The organism is Sphaerisporangium cinnabarinum, from assembly GCF_055567015.1.
The window spans coordinates 330,101-354,836 of record NZ_JBVHRG010000001.1 but is presented as its reverse complement, the minus strand read 5'-3'; the positions used below and the strand labels follow the sequence as shown (position 1 = coordinate 354,836).

Genomic DNA, 24,736 nt, shown 5'->3' with positions numbered 1-24,736 from the left:
GTGGCCCGCACCCCCGGCCCCGGCTGGCGCTCGGACCGCGTCAGCCGGGGGTACGTCGCGGACTACAAGCCGTTCGTCATGGTCGACGGCGAGGGCGTGCGCTGCTCCCTCTACGTGAGCGGGTGCCTCTTCGCGTGCGAGGGCTGCTTCAACGAGGCCGCGTGGAGCTTCCGCTACGGGCGCCCGTACGACGACGCCCTGGAGGACCGCGTCCTCGCCGACCTCGCGCACCCCGCCGTGCAGGGCCTGTCCCTGCTCGGCGGGGAGCCGTTCCTCAACACGGGCGTGTGCCTGCGCCTCGTGCGTCGCCTGCGCGCCGAGCACGGCGGCCGCAAGGACGTGTGGTGCTGGACGGGCTACACCCTGGAGGAGCTGCACGCGGGAGCCGCCGACCAGCGCGCGCTGCTCGCCGAGGTCGACGTGCTGGTCGACGGCCGGTTCGAGCTCGCGCGCCGCGACCTCACGCTCGCGTTCCGCGGCAGCACCAACCAGCGCGTGCTCGACGCGCGGGCGTCCCTCACGACCGGCCGCGCCGTCCCGTGGCAACGACCCGGAGCGGCAGGGCCCCGGTCCCCGGCAGAGCCCCGGCAAGCCGAGGTAGAGGTCTGGTAGACCGAGGTAGAGATCTGGTAGGCCGAGGTAGAGGCCTGGTCATGGGCCCCGGCCTCTACCTCGGCCTACCAGAGCTCTACCTCGGCGGTGGGGTGTGTCAGACGGTCTTGCGGGTGCGGCGGATACCGACCCACAGCCCGACGGCGCACGTCACCGCCGCCGCGACGAAGCCCCACAGCACGTCGGGGTCCGCGAACGACCCGGCGAGCAGGGCGCGCTCGGCGTCGACGATGTAGGTGAGCGGGTTGAAGAGCGCCGCGGTCCGCATCCACGCCGGCCCGGCCTCGAGCGGCAGCATCATGCCGGAGAGGATGAGCAGCGGGAACAGCAGCGACTGCTGCACGCCCCAGAACAGCCACTCGCGGTTCTTCGCGGCGAGCGCGAGCGCGATCGACAGCGCGCCCACGCCGATGCCGAACAGCCCGAGCAGCAGAAGCCCGACGAGCAGGTGCAGCGGGTACAGCGTGAAGCCGAACGGGACGCACACGAGCGCGATGAGCAGCCCCTGCACGACGAGCGGCGCGAACTCCTTGAGCGAGCGCCCGACGAGGATCGCGGAGCGGTCGAGCGGCGTCGCGAGCACGCGCTCGTAGGAGCCGGTCATCATCTCGTAGAGCAGGTTCGACCCGCTCATGGACGTGCCGAACAGCGAGATCATGACGATCACGCCGGGGACGAACCACTGCAGCGTCTCGGCCGTCGACCCGCCGCCCCCGGGCGCGCCGCCGCCGAACCCGCCGACCGCGCCCGTGAGGAGCGGGCCGAAGAGACCGAGGAAGATCAGCGGCTGCAGCAGCGAGAAGATCAGCGTGAACGGGTCGCGCAGCACGAGCAGGATCTCGCGCGTGAAGACGGCCCACGTGTCGCCGAGGAACTTCGCGACGCCGGTCCGCATCGCCGTGTCGGCGCCGGCGGCCGGGGCTCCGACGCGCGCGCCCGCCAGGTCGGTCCGCGTGCTCATGCGGCCTCCTCTCGCAGGCTGCGGCCGGTGAGGTTGAGGAAGACGTCGTCGAGGCTCGCCTGCTTCAGCTCCGCCGAGCGCACGGCCAGCCCCGCGACGCGCAGCGCCTCGATGGCCGCCGGGAGACGGTCGGCGCCGTGCGTCGTCGAGATGCGGGCCGTCACCACGCCGTCCGTGCCGGTCGTGGTCTCGACCCGGCCCGCGTCCTCGGCGAGGGACGCGCGGACCCGCCCGACGACGTCGGGCACCGCTCCCGTTGACACCTCTCCCGGGGCGGCGCCACCGGGCGCCGGGACCACGACGAGCGTGATGACGTCGTCCGCGTGGTCGCGCTTGAGGGAGTCCGGCGTGGCGTCGGCGATGATCTCGCCGTGGTCGATGACGACGACGCGCTCGGCCATGCTGTCGGCCTCGTCGAGGTAGTGGGTCGTGAGCACGATCGTCATGCCGTAGCGCTCGCGCATCGCCGCGATGTGCTCCCAGAGGTTCGCGCGGGCGTGGGGGTCGAGGCCCGTCGTCGGCTCGTCGAGGAAGAGCAGCGGCGGGTGGTTCATCAGCCCGAGCGCGACGTCGAGCCGGCGCCGCTGGCCGCCGGACAGCGACTGCACGGTGCGCTTCTCGAGCCCGCCGAGGTCGAGGGCGTCGAGGAGCTCGGCGGCGCGCCGCGAGTACTCGGTGGGCGGCAGCCCGTAGAAACGGCCCTGGTTGTGGAGCTCGTCGAGCACGCGGTAGGAGAACCCGCCGCCGTTCCCCTGGCCGATGAAGCCGATGCGCGAGCGGACCCGGGACGGGTCGCGCGCGACGTCGTACCCGGCGACCTCCGCGGTCCCGGCGGTCGGTGCGAGGAGGCTCGTCAGCATCCTCAGGGTCGTGGACTTGCCGGCCCCGTTCGGGCCGAGGAAGGCGACGAGCTCGCCCTCCCGGACGTCGACGTCGATGCCCTTGACGGCCTCGACGGTCTCTTTCTTGCGGTGGAAGGTCTTGGTCAGGCCGCGGGCTCGGATCACCGGAGCCACCCTCTCGTACGCCGTACTGAAATGGAGCGACCACGCTAGCATACGGTGTACGGGAAAAGGCAAGCCTTCGTCGCACGACCGCACCGGAGGCGAGATCCCGGGGGAAGTCGGGGAGGATACGCACGTGACGACCGACCCGACCGACGCCCGCGCGGCCGACCGTGCGCCGTCGGCCACCGCGCCGACCCCGCCCGCGACCCCGGACCCCGAGGACGCCGCGGGCGACGACGACGCCGTGCGGACGCGCGGCGTCGCGGCCGCCGCGGACGCCGGGGTCGCCTCCGCGGTGCAGGCGGCCGAGCACGCGCGCGCCCAGTTCACCGAGATCGTCCGCACCCCCGAGATCACGCGCCGTCTCGCGCTCCTCTGGGACCCGCCCGCGCCCGCGACGCGCGGCCGCAAGCCGCGCCTCACGCTCGACGACGTCGTGCGGGCGGGGATAGCCGTCGCGCAGGAGGGCGGGCTCGACGCGCTGTCCATGCGCCGCGTCGCGACCGAGCTCGGTGTCGGGGCGATGTCGCTCTACACCTACGTGCCCGGGCGCACCGAGCTCGTGGACCTCATGATCGACCGCGCGTACGCCGAGCTCGACCTGCCCGCCGCCGGGGCACCCTGGCGGCCCGCGCTCGCGCAGTACGCGCACGAGCTGTGGAACCTCTACCTGCGCCACCCGTGGATCCTCCAGACCAACATGTGGCGCGCCCCGCTCGCGCCCCACGTTCTCGACGCCCAGGAGGCCGGGCTGCGGACCATCGTCGACACCGGCCTCTCCGAGCTCCAGGTCGTCGACACCCTCGGCCTCGTCGACAACTACGTCCAGGGCCTCGCGCGCGCCACGATCGCCGAACGGACCGAGCGCGACGCGACCGGCGTGGGCAACGACGAGTACTGGACGACCCTCGGCAGCTTCTGGGAGGACTGGTTCGACGTCGAGCGCTACCCCGTCATGACGCGCGTCTACGTCGCGGGCGGCTTCGACGCGCCGCAGGGACCCTTCGACGCGAGCCTCGACCGCCTGCTCGACGCCGTCGAGCTGGCCATCGACAGCGCGAGCGCCGACCGGTCCGACGACCCCGCCGCCGCGCCGGAGGACCCCGACCCCGCCGGCTAGGGAGGTCGTGCCGAAGGTCCCGCGGCACGACGCCCGTCCCGGCTGACGTGCGGGCGCCACCCCTGGCAGGATCGACCCATGGATCCCCGCGCCGGCACGCCCGCCCAGCCCAGCGACCTCATCGACGTCGACGCCGTGGTCGGCGCCTACTACGACCTCGCGCCCGACGTCGACGACCCGGCCCAGAAGGTCGTGTTCGGCACGTCGGGCCACCGGGGGTCGAGCCTCGACCACGCGTTCAACGAGGCGCACATCATCGCGATCACGGCCGCGATCGTCGAGTACCGGCGCTCGCAGGGCACGGACGGGCCGCTGTTCATCGGGCGCGACACCCACGCGCTGTCGCTCCCGGCGTGGCAGACCGCGCTCGAGGTCCTCGTCGCCGCGGGCGTCCAGACGTACGTCGACGCGCGCGACTCGTTCACCCCGACCCCCGCCGTCTCGCAGTCGATCCTCCTGCACAACGAGGCCACGACGGTCGACGGCGTCCGCACCACCGGCCCCGGCCTCGCGGACGGGATCGTCGTCACGCCGTCGCACAACCCCCCGCGCGACGGCGGCTTCAAGTACAACCCGCCGCACGGCGGCCCCGCCGGGTCCGCGGCGACCGGCTGGATCGCGGACCGCGCGAACGAGATCCTGCGCACCGGCGTCGGCAGCGTCCCGCGCGTGCCGCTGACCCAGGCGCTCACGTCCGAGCACGTGCACAAGCACGACTTCCTCACCACGTACGTCGACGACCTGGCGAACGTCCTCGACCTCGACGTCATCCGCGACTCCGGCGTCCGGATCGGCGCCGACCCGCTGGGCGGCGCGTCGGTCGAGTACTGGGGCGAGATCGGCGAGCGGTACGGGCTCGACCTCACGGTCGTGAACCCGCAGGTCGACCCCCGCTGGGCGTTCATGACCCTCGACTGGGACGGCAAGATCCGCATGGACTGCTCGTCCCCGTACGCGATGGCGTCCCTCGTCTCCGGCATGACCGGGGAGTCCGGGAACGCCGAGGGCGGCGCGCCGTTCGACGTCGCCACCGGGAACGACGCCGACTCCGACCGCCACGGGATCGTCACGCCCGACGCCGGGCTCATGAACCCCAACCACTACCTCGCCGTCGCGATCCAGTACCTCTACGGCGGCGCGCGCGAGGGCTGGCGCGACGACGCCGCGATCGGCAAGACGCTCGTGTCGTCCGCGCTCATCGACCGGGTCGCGGGCGGGCTCGGCCGTCGGCTCGTCGAGGTCCCCGTCGGGTTCAAGTGGTTCGTGCCCGGCCTGCTCGACGGCTCCGTCGGGTTCGGCGGCGAGGAGTCCGCGGGGGCGTCGTTCCTGCGCAAGGACGGCCGCGTCTGGTCGACGGACAAGGACGGGCTGCTCCTCGCGCTGCTCGCGTCGGAGATCATCGCGACCACGGGCCGCACGCCGTCCGAGCACCACCGCGACCTCGTCGAGCGCTACGGCGAGTCCTGGTACGCGCGCGTCGACGCGCCCGCGACGCTCGAGGAGAAGGCGACGCTCGGCAAGCTCTCGCCCGAGCAGGTCACCGCGACCGAGCTCGCCGGCGAGCCGATCACCGCGAAGCTCACGAACGCCCCGGGGAACGACGCCCCGATCGGCGGGCTCAAGGTGACGACCGAGAACGCGTGGTTCGCGGCCCGGCCGTCGGGCACGGAGAACGTCTACAAGATCTACGCCGAGTCGTTCGTCTCCGCCGAGCACCTGACCCAGGTCCAAGCCGAGGCGAAGGACGTCGTCTCCGCGGCCCTCGGGAGCTGACGCCCCCGCCGAGGGAGAGGCGTGGTCACGACCACACCTCTACCTCGCGGGACCAGGGCTCTCCCTCGGCGGACCGGGGCCCTACCTCGCGAGACGGGCTAGGTCGCCCGACGGCGCTCGCGCGCGTCCCACGTGTCCGTCGCGACGCGCTGGGCGTCGCGGAGCGCGCGGGCCGGGTCGACGCCCTTGGGGCAGACCTGCGTGCAGGCCCCGACCTGGATGCACGGCCAGACGCCGAACTCGGTGTCGAGGACGTCGGCGCGGTCGAGCTCGCCCGCGTCCCGCGAGTCCTCGTCCCAGCGGCGCGCCGTTGCGACGACGGCCGGGCCGAGGAAGTCGGGCGCGACGTCGAGCTGCGGGCACGCCGCGTAGCAGAGCATGCAGTCGATGCACTCGGCGAAGCCCTTGAACGCGGCGAGCTCGCCCGGCGTCTGCCGGTGGCCCGACGCCGGGTCGACGAGCGGGAGGCGCGTGGCGCCGTCGGGCACGAGCCAGGGCTGCACGGTGGCGAGCTTGCCGAGGAAGGTGTCGGTGTCGACGACGAGGTCGCGGAGCACCTCGGCGTGCGCGAGCGGCTCGACGACGAGGCCGGACGTGCGGTAGCCGCGCACGAACGTCTCGCACCCGAGCACCGGGCGACCGTTGACCATGACGCCGCAGCTCCCGCAGACCGCCATCTTGCACGACCACCGGAACGTCAGCGTGGGGTCGGCGTGGTCCTTGACCCACTGGAGCGCGTCGAGCACGGACGTGCGGGCGTCGTAGGGGACGTCGAACACGTCCCGCCTGCCGGTCGCCGCGCCGTCGGGCGACGTGCGCGCGACCTCCAGCCGCACCGTCTGCTCGCTCACGCGCCCTCTCCCTCCTCCGCCGAGAACGACGTTGTCGTCGTCTCCGGGCTCTTCCCGACAGCAACCTCGTGCTCGGCGGGAGTCCCGGAGCCCACCGGGACGTGGGTCACCTCGATCGTGCCGCCCGTGCCGAGGCGGACCTCGGAGTGCCGCGCCGCGGCGTCCGACGCCGGGAAGTCCAGCCGCTGGTGGGCGCCGCGCGACTCCTCGCGCGCGAGCGCGGCGGCGACGGTCGCGTGCGCGACGAGCAGCGTCGCGCCGAGCTCGACCGTCGTCGCCCAGTCGGTGTTGAGCACGGCGCTCGTGTCGGCGACGCGGACGTCGTCGTACCGGGCGCGCAGGTCCTCGACGGCGGCGCGCGCCCGCCGCAGGCCGTCGGCGTCGCGGTAGATCCCGGCGTCGGCGTCGAGCACGCGCCCGAGCTCGGCCCGGATCGCGGCGGGCGGCTCGGTCCCCCGGCCGCGCATCGCGAGGTAGCCGTCGGCGATCTCGGCGGCCCGGTCCACGACCGCGGGACCCGTCCGGATCGCCGAGGACCCGCCGTCGGCCCCGGGCGGGCCCATCTCCCGCGACCACGCGAGCGCCGCCTCGCCCGCCGCGCGCCCGACGACGAGCGTCTCCACGAGCGAGTTGGACCCGAGCCGGTTGGCGCCGTGCAGGCCGGTGGACGCGCACTCCCCCGCGGCGAACAGCCCGGCGACGCCGGTCGTGCCGCGCGCGTCCGTGCGGATGCCGCCCATCGTGTAGTGCGCCGTCGGGCGCACGGGCACGGGCTCGGTCGCCGGGTCGACGCCCGCGAACTGCTTGGCGAGGCCGGTCACGAGCGGCAGCCGCTCGGCGAGACGGTCCTTGCCCAGGTGCCGCAGGTCGAGCAGGACGACGCCGCCGTCGGGCGTGGGGATGGTGCGGCCGTCGCGGTCGGCGTGCCAGAACGCCTGCGACAGGCGGTCGCGCGGCCCGAGCTCCATGGTGCGCGGCACGGGCGCCCCGACGGGCGTCTCGGGCCCGAGCCCGTAGTCGGCGAGGTAGCGGCGGCCGTCGGCGTCGAGCAGCACCCCGCCCTCGCCGCGCGCGGCCTCGGTGAGCAGGATGCCGCTGCCCGGGAGGCCGGTCGGGTGGAACTGGAGGAACTCCAGGTCGCGCAGGGGCACTCCCGCGCGGAGCGCCATCGCGGTGCCGTCGCCCGTGCAGATGCCCGCGTTCGTGCTGGTCCCCCACGCGCGCGCCGAACCGCCCGTCGCGAGGACCACGGCGGGCGCCTCCAGGAGCAGCGGCTCGCCGCGGTGCTGGTCGTGCACGACGACGCCGCGCACCTGGGCGTCCGGCCCGCCCGGGTCGTCGACCACGAGGTCGAGCACGTGGTGCTCGTCGTACCGGCGGACGGGACCGTCGGGACCGGAGTGTCGAAGCGACGTCTGGAACAGGGTGTGCAGGAGGTGGAAGCCGGTCTTGTCGGCGGCGAACCAGGTGCGGGCGCGGCTCATGCCGCCGAACCGGCGGACGGCGACGTCGCCGTCGTCCGTGCGCGACCACGGCAGCCCCCACCGCTCGAGCCGGTAGAGCTCCCCGGCCGCGCGCTCGACGACGAACCGGACGGCGTCCTCCTCGCCCAGCCCGGCGCCGCCCGCGAGGGTGTCGGCCACGTGCTGCTCGAGCGAGTCGTCGTCGCCCACGACGCCCGCCGCCCCGCCCTCGGCGGCGACGGTGTGCGAGCGCATCGGGTAGACCTTCGAGACGAGCGCGACCACGGGGGTGCGGCCGTCGTCACGGGCCGCGACCTCGGCGACGGCGAGCGCCGCGCTCAGCCCGGCGGCGCCGCCCCCGACGACGACCACGTCGGCGTGCTCGACGCGCAGCGCGGTCACGGGCGTCCTCCGGTAGCGAGAGGGCGGGCGGGCAGGTCCGGTGCGGCGCAGAGCGGGGGGAGAGCGTGCCGAGGCATAGGGGAAGGGTCCCCGCGCCGCGGGAGCGGCGCAACAGGCGAAGGTCCCGGTCCGAGGCCCTGATGGGCACCGCTCCCCATCGAGCGCGAGCCCCCTCTGTGGGTAAGGTCCGTGCGGAACCCCTCCCCGAACCACCGGAGCACTCATGCGTCCCGCCCGTACTGCCGCCCGCCTGACCGTCGCCGCCGCGCTCGCGCTCGGCCTCACCGCGTGCACCGTCGCCGTCGACGGCGGGGACGCCCCGAAGACGTCCGCCCCCGAGGAGACGACGACGGAGGAGTCCGCGCCGGCCGAGGACGCCGAGGAGGCCGACGACGCCGCGGCGGAGGGGACCGAGGCGGACGGCGAGCTGCCCGACTGGGCCAACCCCGTCGCGACGCCGGGCGAGCAGATCTCGACCTTCACGGTCGGCGACGTGCGCGTCGACGTCTACCAGGTGGGCGTCACGCAGGCCTCGAAGGACGGCCTGTTCGTCGACCCGGACACCAACCAGCCGCTCATCGCGGCGGGCGACGACATCGTCTTCATCAACTACGTCATCACGAACGAGGGCGACCCGATCGACCTCGGCTCGAGCCTCGTGAGCATCGACGAGCGCTACGACGACTGGCCGTACATGCAGGGCATGGACACCATCGTCGACGACGCGCTGTACGAGGCGCAGGGCGTGCACGACGACGCGATGCACAACCAGGCGTACCGCGAGCCGTCGGTGTACCCGTTCGCGACGGGCCAGTCGTACTCGTACGCGACGAACTTCCGCTACCAGCCCGGCTCGCCGATCACGTTCGACGCCGTGATCACGCCCGTGGACGCGGAGGGCGAGCTCCTGCACGACGAGCGCATCGAGGGCGAGGGCACCGGCACCATCTCCTGACGCCGCCCGCGCCGCGCGAGAGCCCCGGTCCTGACGGGCCGGGGCTCTCGTGCGCTCAGCGGCGGGTCAGGTCCTCGTACTCAGGGTGCCGCTCGACGTACGCGCGGATGAACGGGCACAGCGCGACGACGCGCTCGCCCGACTCCCGCACGCTGTCGAGCGCGCCCGCGGCGAGCGCCGACCCGACGCCGCGCCCCTCGAACGCGGGGTCGACCTCGGTGTGCGTGAAGATCACCGCGCCCGGCTCCCGCACGTAGGCGGCGAAGCCGGCGACGACGCCGTCGTCGGTGCGGGCCTCGAAGCGGTCGCCCTCGTCGGTGACGGTGACGGTGGGCGTGCGGGGTGCGGCGCTGTCGGTCATGCCGCCATCGTCGTCGGCCCGGTGCCCGGGGACAACCGCTCGACGACCCCTGAGACGGCCGTCACGTCGGGCGTCGCGACACGAATTCGCTACCGGCCGGACGGCTTCCGGGTGCGACACTGGGACGGTGGTCCAGGATTCCCCGTCGCGCGCTGACGACCCCGAGAACCCCGAGCACCGGCGGGACGACCTGACGACCGAGGGGACGACGTCGGGCACGCCGCCCGAGGCCGACGTCCGGGCCTCCCGCAACCCCTACCGCGCCGTGCTCACGCTGCCCGGCGCGTGGCGGTTCTCCGCGGCGGCGCTCGTCGCGCGCCTGCCGATGTCGATGGTCGGCATCGGCACGATCCTCATGATCCAGGGCATCTACGGCGAGTACGCGCTCGCGGGACGTGTCGCGGCCGCGCTCGTCGTGGCGCAGGCGGTCGTGTCGCCCCAGATCGCGCGCCTCGTGGACCGCACGGGGCAGCGCGTCGTCATGCTGCCGCTGCTCGCCGCCGCGACGCTCGGGCTCGGCGGGCTCATCCTCTGCGCCGTGCTCCGCGCGCCCGAGTGGACGCTCTACGTGTTCGCCGCGGTCTCCGGCGCGACCCAGGGGTCGTACGGCTCGATGGTCCGCGCGCGCTGGACGCACATCGTGCCCGACGCGCGGCGCCTGCACACCGCGTACTCGCTCGAGTCCGCGCTCGACGAGCTCGTGTTCGTCGTGGGGCCCGTGCTCGCGACCGTGCTCGCGACGAGCGTGTCGCCGTCGGCAGGGCTCGTCGTCCCGCTGGTCGCGGCGGTCGTGGGCGGGCTGTGGTTCCTGTCCCAGCGCGCGACCGAGCCGCCCGTCGTCGTGCCCGAGGCCGGCGTGAAGCAGCGCTCGGCCATGCGGTCGACGGGGATGATCGTGCTCGCCGTGATCTTCGTGGCCATGGGCATCGTGTTCGGCGCGACCGACGTCTCGACCATCGCGTTCGCGGAGGAGGAGGGCCAGAAGGGCGCCGCCGGCATCATCCTCGCCGTGTTCGCCCTGGGCTCGCTCATCTCCGGCCTCGTCTACGGCGCCCGCCACTGGGTGTCCCCGCTGTGGCGCCGGTTCGTCATCGGGATCGTCGCGCTCGCCGCGGGCGTCTCGCTGTTCTTCTTCGTCACGTCGATCCCCGTGCTCGCGGCGGTCATGTTCGTGACCGGGTTCGCCATCGCGCCGACGCTCATCAACGGCAACAACCTCGTGCAGAACCTCGTGGCGCCGACCCAGCTCACCGAGGGCCTCGCGTGGGTCGGGACGTCGCTCGGTGTCGGGGTGTCGATCGGGTCGTCCGTCGCCGGGTCGCGCATCGACGCGGGCGGCGCGCACGCCGGGTTCGAGGTCGTCGTCGCGGCGGCCGCGCTCGCCGTCGTGCTGGTGCTCGTGGCCCTGCGGTCGCTGCGACGCAGCGCCGACCGCGAGGACGTCACGGACAGCACGCCGACCCACTGATGCGGGGTACGCCGCGAGACGGTCGACGTCGAGGTCCCGAGACGACGGACGGGACGGTTCGGCCTCAGATGATGCCGAGGTAGCTCTGCACGGCCCGCTCGAGCGCGTCCAGGTCGTCTCGAAGAAGGAAGTCGACCGGCTCCCCGACGACGTAGTCGGTGTCGATCACACGGAGCTGGTCGACGAGGAGCACGGTCTCCTGGCCGGCGATCTCGAGGACGGGCCGGAAGATCGCACGCTGCGCGCTCGTCGAGGTCGGCACGATCGTCGCGACGGACCACGGCATGTTCGTCGGGGACAAGACCACCCCGTACCGCCGACCGCCCTGCTCGTGGCCGCGGGGATCGCCGAGGTCGACGCGGTAGACGGCGCCGCGGATCACCAGGCGTCCGGCTCGTCGTCGAGGTTCTCGTGCGCGAGGTTCTCGGCATCGATGCGGGCCTGGTCGACCCACTTCTCGTGCGCGACCAGGTGCAGGCCACGGCGAACGGCATCGCTGGCGGTGACGCCTTCGTCGCGGAGGCGGTCGAGGATCCGGCGCTCCTCGGGGGTGGGTCGGAACGTGACGGAGTCGCGCTTCGCCGAGGCGCCCTCGCCCTTCCCGCCCCGCGGGGTCCCTCCGGCAGGCACGTTCTTCCCGCCCCGGGAGGTCGAGCCTCGGGGGGTCGTTCTCTCGTGCGCGGTGCTGCGGGTTCTCGTCGCCATGATCGCGACACTACGCCGGGTGTCCCACATTTGTCAGACATTGGTCTGGCGCGGATGACGCCCGCACACCCTGCCGCCAGCGCCGCCCCTCGGCTCGACGAGCACTCCGCGCCGGGTCGGCGCGATCCACGACGCCGCAAGCCCGCCGCCCGTCAGGCTGGGTCGGCGCCCGAGAGGTGGGCGCGCTCGCCCTCCTGGTCGAAGATCGTGAGGATCTCGACCGGGCCGTCGTGCGCGCCGAACGAGTGCGGCACCATCGTCGAGAACTCCGCCGCCTGTCCCTCGTGGACGAGGATCCGTCGGTCCGCGAGGTAGACGACGGCCGTCCCGGACAGGACGGTGAACCACTCGTGCCCCGGGTGGACGCGCTGGTGCTCCGGCCCGACGGCGCGCTCGGGCGTCAGGCGCATCTTCGCGACCATGGTCCCGGTCCGCTCGCGCGACAGCAGCCACGTGGTCTCCCCCGGGCGGCGCTGCGGCTCGGGCCGGATCACGACGTCCTCGTCGTCGACGGGCTCGACGAGCTGGTCGAGCGTCGTGCCCAGCGCACGGGCGATCGGCACGAGCTGGTCGAGCGCGATGCGCCGGTGCCCGGTCTCGATGCGGCTGAGCGTGGACGGGCTGAGGAAGCAGCGCGCGGCGAGCGCGTCGAGCGTCCAGCCGCGCGCGAGCCGCAGCCCGCGGATGCGCTGCCGCACGACGGCGTCGAGATCCGGTTCTTGCGTCATGAGCAAGATCCTATGCTCAGCACGCATGATCGTCCTACGGTGGAGCCATGGACCTCCCCGCCCGTCCCCGACCTGCGCCCGGTCCCGACGACCCCGCCGTCGCGGGTCCCGGCTCGACGCACCGTGCCGCTCACGCACCCGGGCACGGCCACGCACCCGGGCACGGCCACGCACCCGGGCACAGCCACCCCCACGGCGCCGCACCCGGGCACGAGCACAGCCACGGCCCGCACGACGGCGCCGGGATGGCCGAGCTGCTCGAGCTCGACGCGCTCGTCTTCGGGGACCTCCTCGACGAGGCCGTCGCGGTCGCCGTCGAGCACGCCCCGGACCCGACGTGCACCGTCCTCGACCTCGGTGCCGGGACCGGCACCGGGACCCGCGCGCTCGCGCGGGCGTTCCCGGACGCCGAGGTCGTGGCGGTCGACGCGGACGCCGCGATGCTCGACCGCCTCCGGGCCCGGCTCGCGGGGACCGGCCTCGCGGAGCGCGTGCGCACCGTCGAGGCCGACCTCGACGCCGGGTGGCCGCCGGTCGGCGTCGCGGACGTCGTGTGGGCGTCTGCCTCGCTGCACCACGTCGCCGACCCGGCGCGCGTCCTGCACGACGTCCACGACGCGCTCGCCCCGGGCGGCCTGCTCGTCGTCGTGGAGATGACCGCGACGTCGCCCGTCCTGCCCGACGGCGCAGCCCACGCCGACCTCGCCGCGCGCCTCGAGCGCGCCATGGCGCACGCCGGCTGGAACCGCTACCCCGACTGGACCCCGTACCTGACCGCCGCCGGGCTGGAGGTGGTGGACCGACGCGAGCCGACCGCCGTCGTGCCGCCGGGGCCGGACACGTCCCGCTGGGCGCACGCCACCGCCAGGCGCCAGCACGAGCACCTGGCGGACGAGCTCGAGCCCGCCGACCTCGCTGCGCTCGACGCCGTGCTCGCGGCGACCGCTCCCGGCACGACCGACCACACCGTCCGCGCCCGGGGCGGGCGCGTCGTCTGGGCCGCCCGCCGCCCCCGCTGAGTGTGTCGAACAGTCGCCGTCCGGGCCGATCCCCGCGACTAGCTCCCGCACTCAGCGAGTCCCGTCACCCTGCAGAGGAGAACCATGGACACCACGACCATCACCGAGATGAAGCTGCCCTACGACGTCGCGGTCGTCGGCGGCGGCCCCGCCGGGCTGAGCGCCGCGGTGACGCTCGCGCGGTCGCTGCGGTCCGTCGTCGTGCTCGACGCCGGCGAGCCCCGCAACGCGCCCGCGGAGGGCGCGCACAACCTGCTCGGGCGCGAGGGCGTGCCGCCGCGCGAGCTGCTGGCCACGGGCCGCGCCGAGGCCGAGGGCTACGGCGCCGAGGTCCGCGACGCGCGCGTCGCCCGCGCCGACGGCGACGTCGAGACCGGCTTCACGCTCACCCTGGACGACGGCGGGACGGTCCGGGCCCGCCGCGTGCTGCTCGCGACCGGCCTCGTCGACGAGCTGCCCGACGTGCCGGGCGTGCGCGAGGGCTGGGGCTCGACCGTGCTGCACTGCCCGTTCTGCCACGGGTGGGAGGTGCGGGGGCAGCGGATCGGGGTCCTCGCCACCGGGCCCGCCGCCGCGCACCAGGTGCTGCTGTTCCGCCAGCTCACCCCGCACGTCACGCTGTTCCAGCACACCGCCCCCGAGCCCGACGACGCCACGTGGGAGCAGCTCTCGGCGCTCGGCGTGCGCGTGGTCGAGGGCGAGGTCGAGCGGCTCGACGTCGACGGCCGGGCCGTCCGGTCGGTCGTGCTCGCGGACGGGACGTCGTTCCCGGTGGACGCGGTCGTCGTCGGGCCACGGTTCGTCGCGCGCGGCGAGCTGTTCGAGCAGCTCGGCGGGTCGCTCGAGGAGCACCCGGCGGGCCGGTTCGTGCCCGCCGACCCGCGCGGCGCGACCGCCGTGCCGGGCGTGTGGGCCGCGGGCAACTCGAGCGACCTCATGGCGCAGGTCGGGGCGTCGGCCGCAGCCGGGGTCATGGCCGGCGCCGGGGTCCACGGCGAGCTCGCGCAGGCCGACGCGGCGGCGGCCGTCGCGCGTCGGCGGACGCCGTTCGCGGCGCACGCCGAGCCTGCCGTCTGAGGCCCGGCCTCGGCCGCCGAGGGGAGCACCAGGGTCGCCCGACCGCAGCGTGACGCACGAGACGCCCGCTCGCGCTGCGCGGCCGGGCGGCCCGTCGCACGATGGAGGCGACCCCAGCCCACCGTGGAGGTACGTCATGCCGTTCGGAATCGGTCGCTCCCCGCAGGACAAGCGCAACCGCACGGTCGCCGACCTGCTCGTCGCGCAGCTCATCGAGGCGGGGGTGCGCCGGATCTACGGCATCGTCGGCGACAGCCTCAACCCCGTGGTCGACGCCGTGCACCGGTCCAACGCGGGCGAGAACGCGGGCAAGGGGATCGAGTGGATCCACGTGCGCCACGAGGAGGCCGCCGCGTTCGCCGCGGCCGCGGAGGCCGAGGTCACGGGCAGCCTCGCGGTGTGCGCCGGGTCGTGCGGGCCGGGGAACCTCCACCTCATCAACGGCCTGTACGACGCCAACCGGTCGCGCGTGCCCGTGCTCGCCATCGCGAGCCACATCCCGAGCAAGCAGATCGGCACCGGGTTCTTCCAGGAGACCCACCCCGACCGCCTGTTCACGGAGTGCTCCGTCTACTCCGAGATGATCTCGAGCGCCGAGCAGGCGCCGCGCGTCATCAACTCCGCGATCCACCACGCCTACGGCGCGCGCGGCGTCTCCGTCCTCACGCTCCCGGGCGACGTCGCCGACCTCGACGCCCCCGCCGCCGTGCCCGACGTCGCGTGCCGGCCCGCTCCCCCGCGCGTCGTCCCCGACGCGACCGCCGTCCAACAGCTCGCGGACGCGATCGACGCCGCGAAGAAGGTCACGATCTTCGCCGGGGCGGGCGTGCGCGGCGCGCACGACGACGTCCTGGCGCTCGCCGACAAGATCGCCGCGCCCGTGGGCCACTCGCTGCGCGGCAAGGAGTTCATCCAGTACGACAACCCGTTCGACGTCGGCATGTCCGGCCTCCTCGGCTACGGCGCCGCGTTCGACGCCATGCACGACTGCGACCTCCTCGTGCTGCTCGGCACCGACTTCCCGTACGACCAGTTCCTCCCGGAGTCGGTCCGCACGGCCCAGGTCGACGTCGACCCGACCCACCTCGGGCGGCGCACGCGCCTCGACCTCGCCGTCGTGGGCGACGTCGGCGAGACGGTGCGCGCGCTCCTGCCGCTCGTGAAGAAGGCGCGGTCGCGCAAGTTCCTCGACTCGATGGTCGCCAAGCACGAGAAGGCGATGACCGGCGTCGTCGGGGCGTACACGAAGAAGGTCGAGCGCACGACGCCGATCCACCCCGAGTTCGTCGCCGACACGCTCGACCAGGTCGCCGCCGACGACGCGGTCTTCACCGTCGACACCGGCATGTGCAACGTCTGGGCCGCGCGGTACATCACACCCAACGGGAAGCGCCGCGTCATCGGGTCGTTCATCCACGGCTCGATGGCCAACGCGCTCCCCCACGCCATCGGCGCCGCGGCCGCCGGGCGTGCAGGGGGCCGCGAACGCCAGGTCGTCGCCATGGCCGGCGACGGCGGCCTCTCGATGCTGCTCGGCGAGCTCGTCACGCTCAAGCACTACGACCTGCCCGTCAAGGTCGTCCTCTTCGACAACGCGAGCCTCGGCATGGTGCGCCTCGAGATGCTCGTCGACGGGCTGCCGATGTTCGGCACCGAGTCGCCGCACGTGGACTACGCCGCGGTCGCGAACGCGATCGGCATCCCGGCCGTGCGCGTCGAGAAGCCGAAGGACCTGCGCCGAGCCCTCCAGGAGGCGCTGAACCGGCCCGGGCCGGCGCTCGTCGACGTCGTCACCGACCCCCGCGCGCTCTCCATCCCGCCGAACATCACCGCGGGCCAGGTCCGCGGGTTCGCGGTCGCGATGAGCAAGGAGGTCCTCGGCGGCGGCATGGGCGAGGTCGTCTCGATGGCGCGCGCCAACCTGCGCAACGTGCCCCGCCCGTGACCGACGAGCCCACCCTCGCCGACGTCCGCGACACCGCCCGCGAGGTCTTCGGCTACCGCGACCTGCGCCCCGGGCAGCGCGAGGCGATCGCCGCGCTCCTCGACGGACGCGACGTCCTGCTCGTGCTGCCCACCGGGGCGGGCAAGTCCGCGGTCTACCAGCTCCCCGGCCTCGAGCTGCCCGGACCGACGCTCGTCGTCTCGCCGCTCATCGCGCTCCAGCAGGACCAGGTGCGCTCCCTGCTCGAGCTGGGCGACGACGACGCGCGCGCCGCCGCCGTGAGCTCGGCCGTGCCCGCGGCCGAGCGCCGCGCCGCGCTCGAGGCCGCCGCGGCGGGCGAGCTCGAGTTCCTCTTCCTCTCGCCCGAGCAGCTCGCCAACGACGAGGTGCTCGACGCCGTCCGTGCGGCCCGGCCGAGCCTCGTCGCGGTCGACGAGGCGCACTGCGTCTCGACCTGGGGGCACGACTTCCGGCCCGAGTACCTGCGCGTCGGCGAGCGTCTCGACACGCTCGACCCGCGACCGCCCGTGCTCGCGCTCACCGCGACAGCGTCCCCGCCCGTGCGCGAGGACGTCGCCGAGCGCCTGCACCTGCGCGACGCCGCGGTGATCGTCCGCGGGTTCGCCCGCCCCGGGATCGCGCTGGAGGTCGTGCGCACCGTCGAGGCGGCGGACAAGGACCGCGCGGTCGTCGAGCGGGTGCGCGCGGAGGCCGAGCACGGCGTCGGCATCGTCTACGTGGGCACGCGGCGCCGCACGACCGAGGTCGCCGACGCGCTCGCGGAGGCGGGGCTGCGCACCGCGGCCTACCACGGCGGGCTGCGGCGGGCCGAGCGCGACGAGGCCCAGCGGCGGTTCACGGAGGACGAGGTGGACGTCGTCGTCGCGACCTCCGCGTTCGGCATGGGCATCGACAAGCCGGACGTGCGGTTCGTCGTGCACGCCGACGTCCCGGGCTCTCCGGACTCCTACTACCAGGAGGTCGGCCGCGCGGGCCGCGACGGCGAGCCCGCCGTCGCGGTGCTGTTCTACCGGCCCGAGGACCTGGGCCTCCAGCGCTACTTCGCGGTCGGCGTGCCCGACCGCGACGACCTCCGCGAGGTCGCGCGCGCCCTGGGCCGGGGCGGTCCGGACGACCAGGCGTCCTCGGCGCCCGGCGGGCGGGCGCGGCTGCCCCGGCGCCTGGCGCGGCTGCGCGCGCTCGTGGAGGACGCGCGGGCGCTCGCCGGCGAGGACGCCCGCCCGGCCGCGGTGGCCGACGTCGCGCACGAGCTCGCGGAGGCCCGGCGCCGGGTCGACGACTCGCGCCTGCAGATGATGCGCGCGTACGCCGAGACCCCGCAGTGCCGGCGCCAGTTCCTGCTCGCCTACCTCGGCGAGGAGCTGCCCGAGCCGTGCGGGCGCTGCGACACCTGCTGGGCCGGGACCGCGGAGGAGAGGGCCGCCGACGACGCGTCCGCGCCGTGGTCGACGGGCACGACGGTGCGACACCCGGAGTTCGGCGAGGGGACCGTCATGGGCTACGAGGGGGACGACCGCGTGACCGTGCTCTTTGAGACGCACGGGTACCGGACCCTGAGCCTCGACGCGGTGACGGACCAGGGCCTGCTCACGGCGTCCTGACCCGCCGGTGGCCGGCGCGGGCGCGCGTCCGGCTCCGCCAGCCCGGCCGGTAGCATCGCCGCGTGCTCACCAGGACGACGGTCACGGACGACCAGCTCGCGGCGCTCGTGGCGCCCCTCGGCGAGGCGCTGCGGTCCGAGCCGCTGAGCGGCGGGATGTTCGCGAGCGTCTTCGCGGTCGACCTCGCCCCGCGGCCGGGCGCGGTGCCCGACGACGTCCCGGGCCGCGTCGTCGTCAAGGTCACGGGCGCCGACACGTCGCGCCTCCTGCGCTACGAGCACGGCATCCCCGGCACCGAGGCGGCGGCCTACCGGGCCGCCCACGCTGCGGGCCTGCCCGTCCCGCAGGTGCTGCACGCCGACCTGACGCGCGAGCACGTGGACGGCGACGCGCTCGTCGTGACGTTCCTCGACGGGACCCTGTGGAGCGCGCGCGAGGCCGACGCGGCGGAGTCCGCCGCCGTCCGCCGCGGGCTCGGGTCGTTCATGGCGCGGTTGCACCGGATCGCGGGCGACCGGTTCGGCTACCCGGCGCCCGCGTCGGACCTCGCGGCGGCGAGCTGGCCCGACGCGGTCGCGCGCATGGTCGACGCCGTGCTCGACGACGCGCTCGCCTGGGGCGTCGACCTCCCGGCGGACCGGGTGCGCGACGCCGTCGCGCGGCACCGCGACGTCCTCGCCCGCGTCGAGGTCCCCCGGCTCGTGCACGCGGACCTGTGGCCGGGCAACGTGCTGCTCGCGCCGGACGCCCCGCGGATCGTCGGCGTGCTCGACGCCGAGCGGTCGCTCTGGGGCGACCCGCTGTTCGAACTCGCAGGGGCCGACCAGCTCGGTGCCGGGCCCGTCGACGCGGACCTCCTCGCGGGCTACGCCGCCGAGGGCGGCGACCTGGGGCTGGGCGACGGCACGCCCGGCAGCGGCGACCCCGCGGCGTGGACGCGCCTGCGCCTGTACCGCACCTACCTGTCGTGCCTCCTCGCGGTCGAGGTGGTGCCGCGGGGCTACGAGGGCGACTGGGTCGAGGGGTACGCCGGCACGGCCCGCGCCAACCTGCTGCGGATGCTGGACGAGCTGGGCGCCTGAGGACTCCCGCGTGGGGAGTGCTCCCCATGTGACGTACCCCCGGATCGCCCCACGGCATGGTCGGGTCACGGTAAGGTGTGCGTACGTTCACGACAACTCCACACGCCACTCGCGCGCCGTGGCCACCCGTCCGAGGGGACCTCGCATGATCGCGTTCATCGTCATCGGCATCGCCGGACTCGCCCTCCTGCTCCTCTCGCTGCTCGTCGGCGAGATCGTCGACCTGGGTGACGGCGCGGTGTCCGGGACGACGCTCGGTGTCGGTGGCGTGGTGTTCGGCGCGGTCGGCGTGATCGTGGCGTCCAACGACCTGCCGACGTGGCTCGCGTACGTCGGGTCCCTCGTCGTGGCGCTCGTCGTCATGGTGCTCGTCCAGCTGCTGGTCAAGAACCTGCGCGCGTCGGAGGACGGCGTCCCCGTGTCCCTCGTGGGCGTCCAGGGCACCGCGACGACCGCGATCGACCCTGCGCGCGGCGAGGTCTCGCTCGACGCGGCGCACGAGCTCGAGCGCCGCCTCGCGTGGTCCGACGAACCCATCCCGGAGGGCGCGCGCGTCGTCGTGCTCGAGCAGTCCGGGAGCCGCGTGCGCGTCCAGCGGCACTACCCCAACGACTGAGGTCCGACGGACCGACCACGGCGCCCCGCGCGTCGTCCCGTGGGTGCCGCGCACCCGCACGCACCACCGGCCGGCCGGCCGGGCACGCCCCGACCGGTCCGCCGCACGACTGCCGCACGTCCTGACCTGCCCGCACCCACGGAAGGAGACGCGCCCCGGCGCGGACCATGTTCGACGACACGAACCTCATCACGACCCTGGCGATCGTCGCCCTGGTCATCGCGTTCTTCGCGGTGGTCATCTTCATCAGCAAGCGCATCCGCCGCGTCCCGCCGAACGAGGCCCTGGTCATCGTCGGCCGCGGCGCGGGCCGCAAGGAGGCCGGGGGCAGCGGGCAGAAGGTCGTCGTCGGCGGCCGCACGTTCGTCTGGCCGATCCTCCAGCAGGGCTTCTCCATCTCGCTCGAGCAGCGCCAGATCGGCATCACGGTCGAGGGCGTGGACAAGAACCGCATCAAGATCGCCATCAAGGCGTCGATCAACTTCAAGGTGCGGGGCGACGAGGAGGGCGTGCGCCGCGCGGCCCAGCGCTTCCTCTCCCAGCAGGGCACGCTCACCGAGATCATCAAGGAGTCCCTCGAGGGCTCGCTGCGCTCCATCGTCGGCGACATGACGATCGAGCAGATCATCTCCGACCGCAAGGGCCTGTCCGACCGCGTCGTCGAGTCCACGAAGGCCGACCTCTCGGAGCAGGGCCTCCAGGTCGACCTGCTCAACATCTCCGACATCTCGACGCCGGGCTCGGACTACCTCGCGAACCTGGGCCGCGCCGAGTCGGCCCGCGCCCGCCAGGTCGCCGAGGTCTCCGAGGCCGAGGCCCAGCGCGCGTCGGAGTTCGCCGTCATCGAGGCGGCCGAGCAGATCGCCGAGCGCCAGAAGGCCCTCGACCTCAAGCGCGCCGCGATCAAGGCCGACACCGACCGCGCGAACGCCGAGGCCGAGGCCTCCGGCCAGCTCGCGCGTGCCGAGCAGGACCGCCTCGTCGCGCAGCAGGAGCGCGAGGCCCTCGCCGAGCAGGCGCGCGTGACGCAGGAGCGCCTCGACATCGAGGTCCGCAAGCCCGCCGAGGCCAAGGCGTACGCGGAGGTCCAGGAGGCCAACGCGCGTCGTGACGCGGCGAACGCCGCGACCGAGGCCGACGCGTACAAGCGCACCGTCATCGCCGAGGCGAACAAGACCGCGGCCATCCAGGACGCCGAGGCGTCCGCGCAGGCCGTGCGTCGTGCCGGTGAGGCCGAGCGTGACCGCCAGGTCGCCCTCGCGGCCGGTATCCGGGCCGAGGGTGAGGCCCGCGCCGCCGCGATCGAGGCCGAGGGTCGCGCCGAGGCGGCGGCGACCGACGCCAAGGCCGACGCGCTGCAGAAGTACGGCGAGGCGGCGCTCGTCCAGGAGCTCATCGAGCGCCTGCCCGAGATCGTGCGGGCCGCGGCCGAGCCGATCGGCAACATCCAGGGCATGACCGTCGTCTCGACCGACGGCGCGTCCGCGCTGACGAAGAACGTCGCATCGGTCCTGGGCGAGGGCCAGGGCGTCATCAAGCAGCTCACGGGCGTGGACATCAACCAGCTCATCGCCAACCTCGCGGGCACGCAGCTCGCGGGCTCGGGCGACGCGCCGACCAACGGCACGTCGCACTGACCCACCCTGCCGAGCATGCGGCCGTGGCCCGTCCGGACCTCCGGGCGGGCCACGGCCGCATGGTCGGCGAGCAGGACGGCAGACCTGGGAGCGGACGGTCAGGCCCAGCCGAGGCGACCGAACGCGTTGAGCGCGAGCAGCACGCCCAGCGCCCCGAGCACCCAGCCCGTCATGTCCGTCGCGTTCTTCGTGAGCCAGCGGTCGAGCCGACGCAGCACCGGGTCGACCGCGCGCGCCGCGACGAGCCGGCCGAGCAGCAGCAGGAGCGCGGGCGCGACCATGACGACGCAGTACGCGGCGAGGATCGCACCGCTCCCGGGCCAGCCGACGTCCGACGTGGTGACGATCCCGATGGCGGCGAGGTAGGGCAGCATCGTCCCCACCTCGATCGCGACGGCCCCGAGGGCCAGCCCCATGAGCGGCAGGACCGACGAGCGTGTCCGGACCGCGCCGGTCCCGGCGGTGTCCGCCTCGATCCCCAGCGCGCGCTCGCGCCACCGCGAGATCCGGCCCGGGCGCGGGGGCGACGACGGCGCGCCCGGCCCCGCGGTCTCGGCACCGGCAGCGACGCCGGTCCAGGGGCCGGCTCCCCCGGCGTCGGCCCGACCCGCGACGGACGGGGCGGCGTCGGACTGCGCGGCCTTGCGCGCCGCGCGCTTGCTGTCGAACCGGAAGCTCAGCGCGAACAGCCCGATCCCCAGGAGGAGCTGCACGATCGCGGCGGCCCGTGTGTCGAGCGCGTCGCCGAACCGGTCGAGGAACGCGCCCGCGCCGAGCAGCACGACGATCCCGACGGCGAGATAGAACCCCGCCACCGTGCCGAGGTACACGAGCACGCGTCCCGCGCGCAGCCGTCCGGGCGCGAGCAGGAGCCACACGGGGATGAGGAGCGTGCCGAAGCTCGTGGAGTCGATGAGCGCCAGCACGACGAGCACGCCGGCCATCGCGGCCAGGCCGAGGCCCGGACCGCCGACGGCGTCGAGGTCGAGAGGGAGGTCCATGACCCGAGCGTCCCGCCCGACGCGCGGGCGTGTCGTCCGGCGAACGACCGACCCGCGCGCCCGGAAGAGGGCCCTTGTGGCGCGCGCGAGCGCCCCGTGCCGGGGCCGGGACGGGGCGTCGTACACCGTTCGAACGATCCGTCGCCGGGCGCGCTGTGCTGGGATGGAGGCGTGAGCACGCACGACGGCGGGACGCAGGACGCGCGCGCGGCCGCGCCCGGGCGGGGCGGACGCTGGCGGGCGGCTGCCGGTTCCCTGCACGGCGTGTGGCGCATCGAGGACCGCCGGAACGACCTGTTCTCGGCCGTCACGACGTTCGTCCTCGGCTGGGTCCTGCTCGAGGTCGGGCTCGTCGGGATCGTCCGCGCGTCGTTCGTCGTCGAGCCCGCGCACGCCTGGTGGCGCGTGGCGCTGCTCGCCGTCGGGTGCCTCCTCATCCTCGCCAAGCGCGCGCACCCGATCCTCGCTCTCCTCGGCGGGGTGGTCGTCACCGCCGTCGACCTGCGGTGGGGCGGGAGCCTCGCGCTCATGCTCGTCCTGTGGGACCTGCTCTACGCCGCGGCCCTCTGGTCGCGGCCACGGGCGCGCGCCTGGCTCTGGGGCGTCGCGGCGACCGTGGTGGCGGTGGGCGCCGTCGGGGCGGGCGAGGCCGCGCGCGACGTGCGGGAGTTCGTGTACATGGGGCTCCAGCTCAGCGCCCTGCTCCTCGTGCCGATGTGGTGGGCCACCAACGTGCGCACCACGAGCGAGCTCGCCGAGGTCGCGGGCGAGCGCGCCGACCTCGCCGCGCGCGAGGCCGAGGCCGCCGCCCGCACGGCCGGCCTGGAGCGCCAGCGCGCGAGCGACCTCGAACGCATCGCCCAGCTCGACCGGCACGAGGCCGTCCGGGCCGAGCGCGCCGCGATGGCGCGCGACCTGCACGACGTCATCGCGTCGCACCTGTCGACCATCGCCATCCACTCCGGCGCCGCGCTCGCCCTCCCGCCCGACGCCACGAAGGACCGCGCCGCGCTCGAGCAGGTGCGCGCGAGCGCCGTGGCGTCGCTCGACGAGATGCGCTCCATGATCCTGCTGCTGCGCACCGAGGGACGACGCGAGGGGGACGACGCGACGGACGCCGTCGCCGCCCCCGGCCGCCTCGCCGGCCTCGACACGCTCCTCGACGCCGCGCGCGCGACGACCGCCGTCACGCTCCACGACCCGGACGGCGTCGCGGCGTCGCCCCTGCCCGCGGCGGCGGACCAGGCGCTGTTCCGCATCGCGCAGGAGTCCCTGACGAACGCGCTCAAGCACGCGCCCGGCGCCCCGGTCGCCGTCGAGCTCTCCCGGCACGAGGCGGCGGTCGTGCTGGAGGTGCGCGACGACGGCGCCCCCGGCTCCGGGACGGTCGAGGCGCCGCTGAGCGCCGGCACCGGTCTGCTCACGATGCGCGAGCGCGCCGACGGTCTCGGCGGGACGTGCAGCGCCGGCCCGCTGCCCGGGGGCGGGTGGTCCGTGCGCGCCGAGATCCCGGTGGCCGGGCTCCCGAGCGAGAGGCAGGACGCGTGACGCGACGACCGGTCCGGGTGCTGCTCGCCGACGACCACGCCGCGATCCGGGCGGGCCTGCGCCTCCTGCTCGACGCCGCGCCGGACGTCGAGGTGGTCGGCGAGGCCGCGGACGGCACCGCCGCCGTCACGAACGCCCGGGCCCTGCGCCCCGACGTCGTGCTCATGGACCTGCGCATGCCGGGCGTCGACGGCATCGAGGCGACGCGCGTCATCACCGGCGAGCACCTCGCCGAGGTGCTCGTGCTCACGACGTTCGACCTCGACGAGTACGTGGACGGGGCGCTGCGCGCCGGGGCCGCGGGGTTCCTCCTCAAGACGGCCGAGCCCGCCGCGCTCCTCGACGCCGTGCGTCGCGTCGCCGACGGAGACGGCGTCCTCGCGCCCGAGGTCACCCGCCGGCTCCTCGCCGCGTTCGCGCGCGGCCCCGTGCCCGACGCCGGCCCCCCGCTCCACGCGGGATCGCGCCCGGGCGGCACGGACGGTCCCGGGAACCCCGCGGCGTCGGGCGGCGGGGGCGTCGTCGCCGACGACCGGGCAGACCCGCGGCTCGCCGACCTCACGCCGCGCGAGGTCGACGTGCTCGCGGCGCTCGGCCGCGGCCTGTCCAACCAGGGCATCGCGACCGACCTCTACATCACCGAGGCCACGGCCAAGACGCACGTCTCGCGCGTGCTCGCGAAGCTGGGCGTCGCGACCCGGATGCAGGCGGCGATCGTCGCGCGCGACGCCGGCCTGGCCTGACCCCACCCGGCCACCGACCACGCGATCGTGGCCGCCGAGC

At 74.8% G+C, this 24,736-nt stretch carries 23 protein-coding genes; 14 read left to right on the top strand and 9 right to left on the bottom strand.

Annotation, left to right across the window (positions count from 1 at the left end; all coding sequences use genetic code 11):
* Positions 1-612, top strand: coding sequence for an anaerobic ribonucleoside-triphosphate reductase activating protein (gene nrdG / locus ACZ4MO_RS01565; RefSeq protein ID WP_255436918.1), 612 nt, complete (start codon positions 1-3; stop codon positions 610-612).
* A 97-nt stretch (positions 613-709) separates the two neighbouring features.
* Here nrdG and ACZ4MO_RS01560 read toward each other — a convergent pair whose 3' ends face one another.
* Both ACZ4MO_RS01560 and ACZ4MO_RS01555 read right to left on the bottom strand, forming a co-directional pair.
* Positions 710-1,573, bottom strand: a complete 864-nt coding sequence (locus ACZ4MO_RS01560; protein WP_021483463.1) for an ABC transporter permease — start codon at positions 1,571-1,573, stop codon at positions 710-712.
* Positions 1,570-2,580, bottom strand: a complete 1,011-nt coding sequence (locus ACZ4MO_RS01555) for an ABC transporter ATP-binding protein (RefSeq protein ID WP_255436917.1) — start codon at positions 2,578-2,580, stop codon at positions 1,570-1,572. The genes ACZ4MO_RS01560 and ACZ4MO_RS01555 overlap by 4 nt, the downstream gene beginning before the upstream one ends.
* A 133-nt stretch (positions 2,581-2,713) precedes the next feature.
* On the opposite strand from ACZ4MO_RS01555, the gene ACZ4MO_RS01550 reads away from it, so the two are divergent.
* Positions 2,714-3,700, top strand: a complete 987-nt coding sequence (locus ACZ4MO_RS01550) for a TetR/AcrR family transcriptional regulator C-terminal domain-containing protein (protein ID WP_175007437.1) — start codon at positions 2,714-2,716, stop codon at positions 3,698-3,700.
* Positions 3,701-3,778: 78 nt separating this feature from the next.
* Entirely contained in the window at positions 3,779-5,473 is a 1,695-nt protein-coding gene (gene pgm, locus ACZ4MO_RS01545; protein ID WP_114553113.1) for a phosphoglucomutase (alpha-D-glucose-1,6-bisphosphate-dependent), read from the top strand.
* 98 nt (positions 5,474-5,571) lie between these two features.
* On the opposite strand, the gene ACZ4MO_RS01540 is transcribed toward pgm, so the two are convergent.
* Together ACZ4MO_RS01540 and ACZ4MO_RS01535 are read right to left on the bottom strand one after the other, a co-directional pair.
* On the bottom strand, positions 5,572-6,324 hold the full coding sequence (locus ACZ4MO_RS01540) for a 2Fe-2S iron-sulfur cluster-binding protein (protein WP_175007436.1): 753 nt from the start codon (positions 6,322-6,324) through the stop codon (positions 5,572-5,574).
* Positions 6,321-8,189, bottom strand: coding sequence for an FAD-binding protein (locus tag ACZ4MO_RS01535; RefSeq protein ID WP_186810309.1), 1,869 nt, complete (start codon positions 8,187-8,189; stop codon positions 6,321-6,323). The genes ACZ4MO_RS01540 and ACZ4MO_RS01535 overlap by 4 nt, the downstream gene beginning before the upstream one ends.
* 223 nt (positions 8,190-8,412) lie before the next feature.
* On the opposite strand from ACZ4MO_RS01535, the gene ACZ4MO_RS01530 reads away from it, so the two are divergent.
* Positions 8,413-9,144: a hypothetical protein gene (locus ACZ4MO_RS01530; RefSeq protein ID WP_114553115.1), complete on the top strand. Its 732-nt coding sequence runs from the start codon at positions 8,413-8,415 to the stop codon at positions 9,142-9,144.
* Between the two features lie 55 nt (positions 9,145-9,199).
* On the opposite strand, the gene ACZ4MO_RS01525 is transcribed toward ACZ4MO_RS01530, so the two are convergent.
* Positions 9,200-9,505 carry a GNAT family N-acetyltransferase gene (locus ACZ4MO_RS01525; protein ID WP_074805061.1) on the bottom strand — a complete coding sequence of 102 codons (306 nt, stop codon included), beginning with the start codon at positions 9,503-9,505 and terminating at the stop codon, positions 9,200-9,202.
* A 127-nt stretch (positions 9,506-9,632) separates the two neighbouring features.
* Here ACZ4MO_RS01525 and ACZ4MO_RS01520 point away from each other — a divergent pair, with 127 nt between their 5' ends.
* Complete coding sequence (locus ACZ4MO_RS01520) at positions 9,633-10,973, top strand: MFS transporter (RefSeq protein ID WP_499278579.1); 1,341 nt, start codon at positions 9,633-9,635, stop codon at positions 10,971-10,973.
* Positions 10,974-11,037: 64 nt separating this feature from the next.
* On the opposite strand, the gene ACZ4MO_RS01515 is transcribed toward ACZ4MO_RS01520, so the two are convergent.
* From ACZ4MO_RS01515 to ACZ4MO_RS01505, 3 genes are all read right to left on the bottom strand, one after another.
* A complete protein-coding gene (locus tag ACZ4MO_RS01515) occupies positions 11,038-11,355 on the bottom strand; it encodes a type II toxin-antitoxin system PemK/MazF family toxin (protein ID WP_114553117.1) in 318 nt (105 codons plus the stop codon).
* Positions 11,352-11,678, bottom strand: coding sequence for a hypothetical protein (locus ACZ4MO_RS01510; RefSeq protein ID WP_354050137.1), 327 nt, complete (start codon positions 11,676-11,678; stop codon positions 11,352-11,354). Before ACZ4MO_RS01510 ends, ACZ4MO_RS01515 begins: the two co-directional genes overlap by 4 nt.
* A 152-nt stretch (positions 11,679-11,830) precedes the next feature.
* Positions 11,831-12,406, bottom strand: a complete 576-nt coding sequence (locus tag ACZ4MO_RS01505) for a helix-turn-helix domain-containing protein (RefSeq protein WP_043652975.1) — start codon at positions 12,404-12,406, stop codon at positions 11,831-11,833.
* 47 nt (positions 12,407-12,453) lie between these two features.
* Here ACZ4MO_RS01505 and ACZ4MO_RS01500 point away from each other — a divergent pair, with 47 nt between their 5' ends.
* The 7 genes from ACZ4MO_RS01500 (at position 12,454) to ACZ4MO_RS01470 (ending at position 21,404) form a co-directional block, all read left to right on the top strand.
* Positions 12,454-13,425 carry a methyltransferase gene (locus ACZ4MO_RS01500; RefSeq protein WP_175007433.1) on the top strand — a complete coding sequence of 324 codons (972 nt, stop codon included), beginning with the start codon at positions 12,454-12,456 and terminating at the stop codon, positions 13,423-13,425.
* Positions 13,426-13,509: 84 nt separating this feature from the next.
* Entirely contained in the window at positions 13,510-14,502 is a 993-nt protein-coding gene (locus ACZ4MO_RS01495; protein WP_255437152.1) for an NAD(P)/FAD-dependent oxidoreductase, read from the top strand.
* A 136-nt stretch (positions 14,503-14,638) separates the two neighbouring features.
* A complete protein-coding gene (locus ACZ4MO_RS01490; protein ID WP_175008708.1) occupies positions 14,639-16,447 on the top strand; it encodes a pyruvate dehydrogenase in 1,809 nt (602 codons plus the stop codon).
* Positions 16,444-18,069, top strand: coding sequence for a RecQ family ATP-dependent DNA helicase (locus ACZ4MO_RS01485; RefSeq protein ID WP_175008709.1), 1,626 nt, complete (start codon positions 16,444-16,446; stop codon positions 18,067-18,069). Before ACZ4MO_RS01490 ends, ACZ4MO_RS01485 begins: the two co-directional genes overlap by 4 nt.
* A 62-nt stretch (positions 18,070-18,131) precedes the next feature.
* The gene (locus ACZ4MO_RS01480) at positions 18,132-19,151 is read left to right on the top strand and encodes a phosphotransferase (protein ID WP_175008710.1); all 1,020 of its coding nucleotides are present in this window, start codon (positions 18,132-18,134) and stop codon (positions 19,149-19,151) included.
* A gap of 145 nt (positions 19,152-19,296) precedes the next feature.
* Positions 19,297-19,767, top strand: a complete 471-nt coding sequence (locus ACZ4MO_RS01475) for an NfeD C-terminal domain-containing protein (protein ID WP_021482495.1) — start codon at positions 19,297-19,299, stop codon at positions 19,765-19,767.
* 167 nt (positions 19,768-19,934) lie between these two features.
* Entirely contained in the window at positions 19,935-21,404 is a 1,470-nt protein-coding gene (locus ACZ4MO_RS01470) for a flotillin family protein (RefSeq protein WP_021482496.1), read from the top strand.
* Positions 21,405-21,502: 98 nt separating this feature from the next.
* Here the strand turns inward: ACZ4MO_RS01470 and ACZ4MO_RS01465 are convergent, their stop codons facing one another.
* Positions 21,503-22,405, bottom strand: a complete 903-nt coding sequence (locus ACZ4MO_RS01465; RefSeq protein WP_175008711.1) for a GAP family protein — start codon at positions 22,403-22,405, stop codon at positions 21,503-21,505.
* Between the two features lie 171 nt (positions 22,406-22,576).
* Here ACZ4MO_RS01465 and ACZ4MO_RS01460 point away from each other — a divergent pair, with 171 nt between their 5' ends.
* Positions 22,577-23,953 (top strand): histidine kinase, encoded by a 1,377-nt coding sequence (locus ACZ4MO_RS01460; protein ID WP_175008712.1) that lies wholly within the window; start codon positions 22,577-22,579, stop codon positions 23,951-23,953.
* Positions 23,950-24,696 carry a response regulator gene (locus ACZ4MO_RS01455; protein ID WP_175008713.1) on the top strand — a complete coding sequence of 249 codons (747 nt, stop codon included), beginning with the start codon at positions 23,950-23,952 and terminating at the stop codon, positions 24,694-24,696. Before ACZ4MO_RS01460 ends, ACZ4MO_RS01455 begins: the two co-directional genes overlap by 4 nt.
* Positions 24,697-24,736 lie beyond the last annotated feature (40 nt).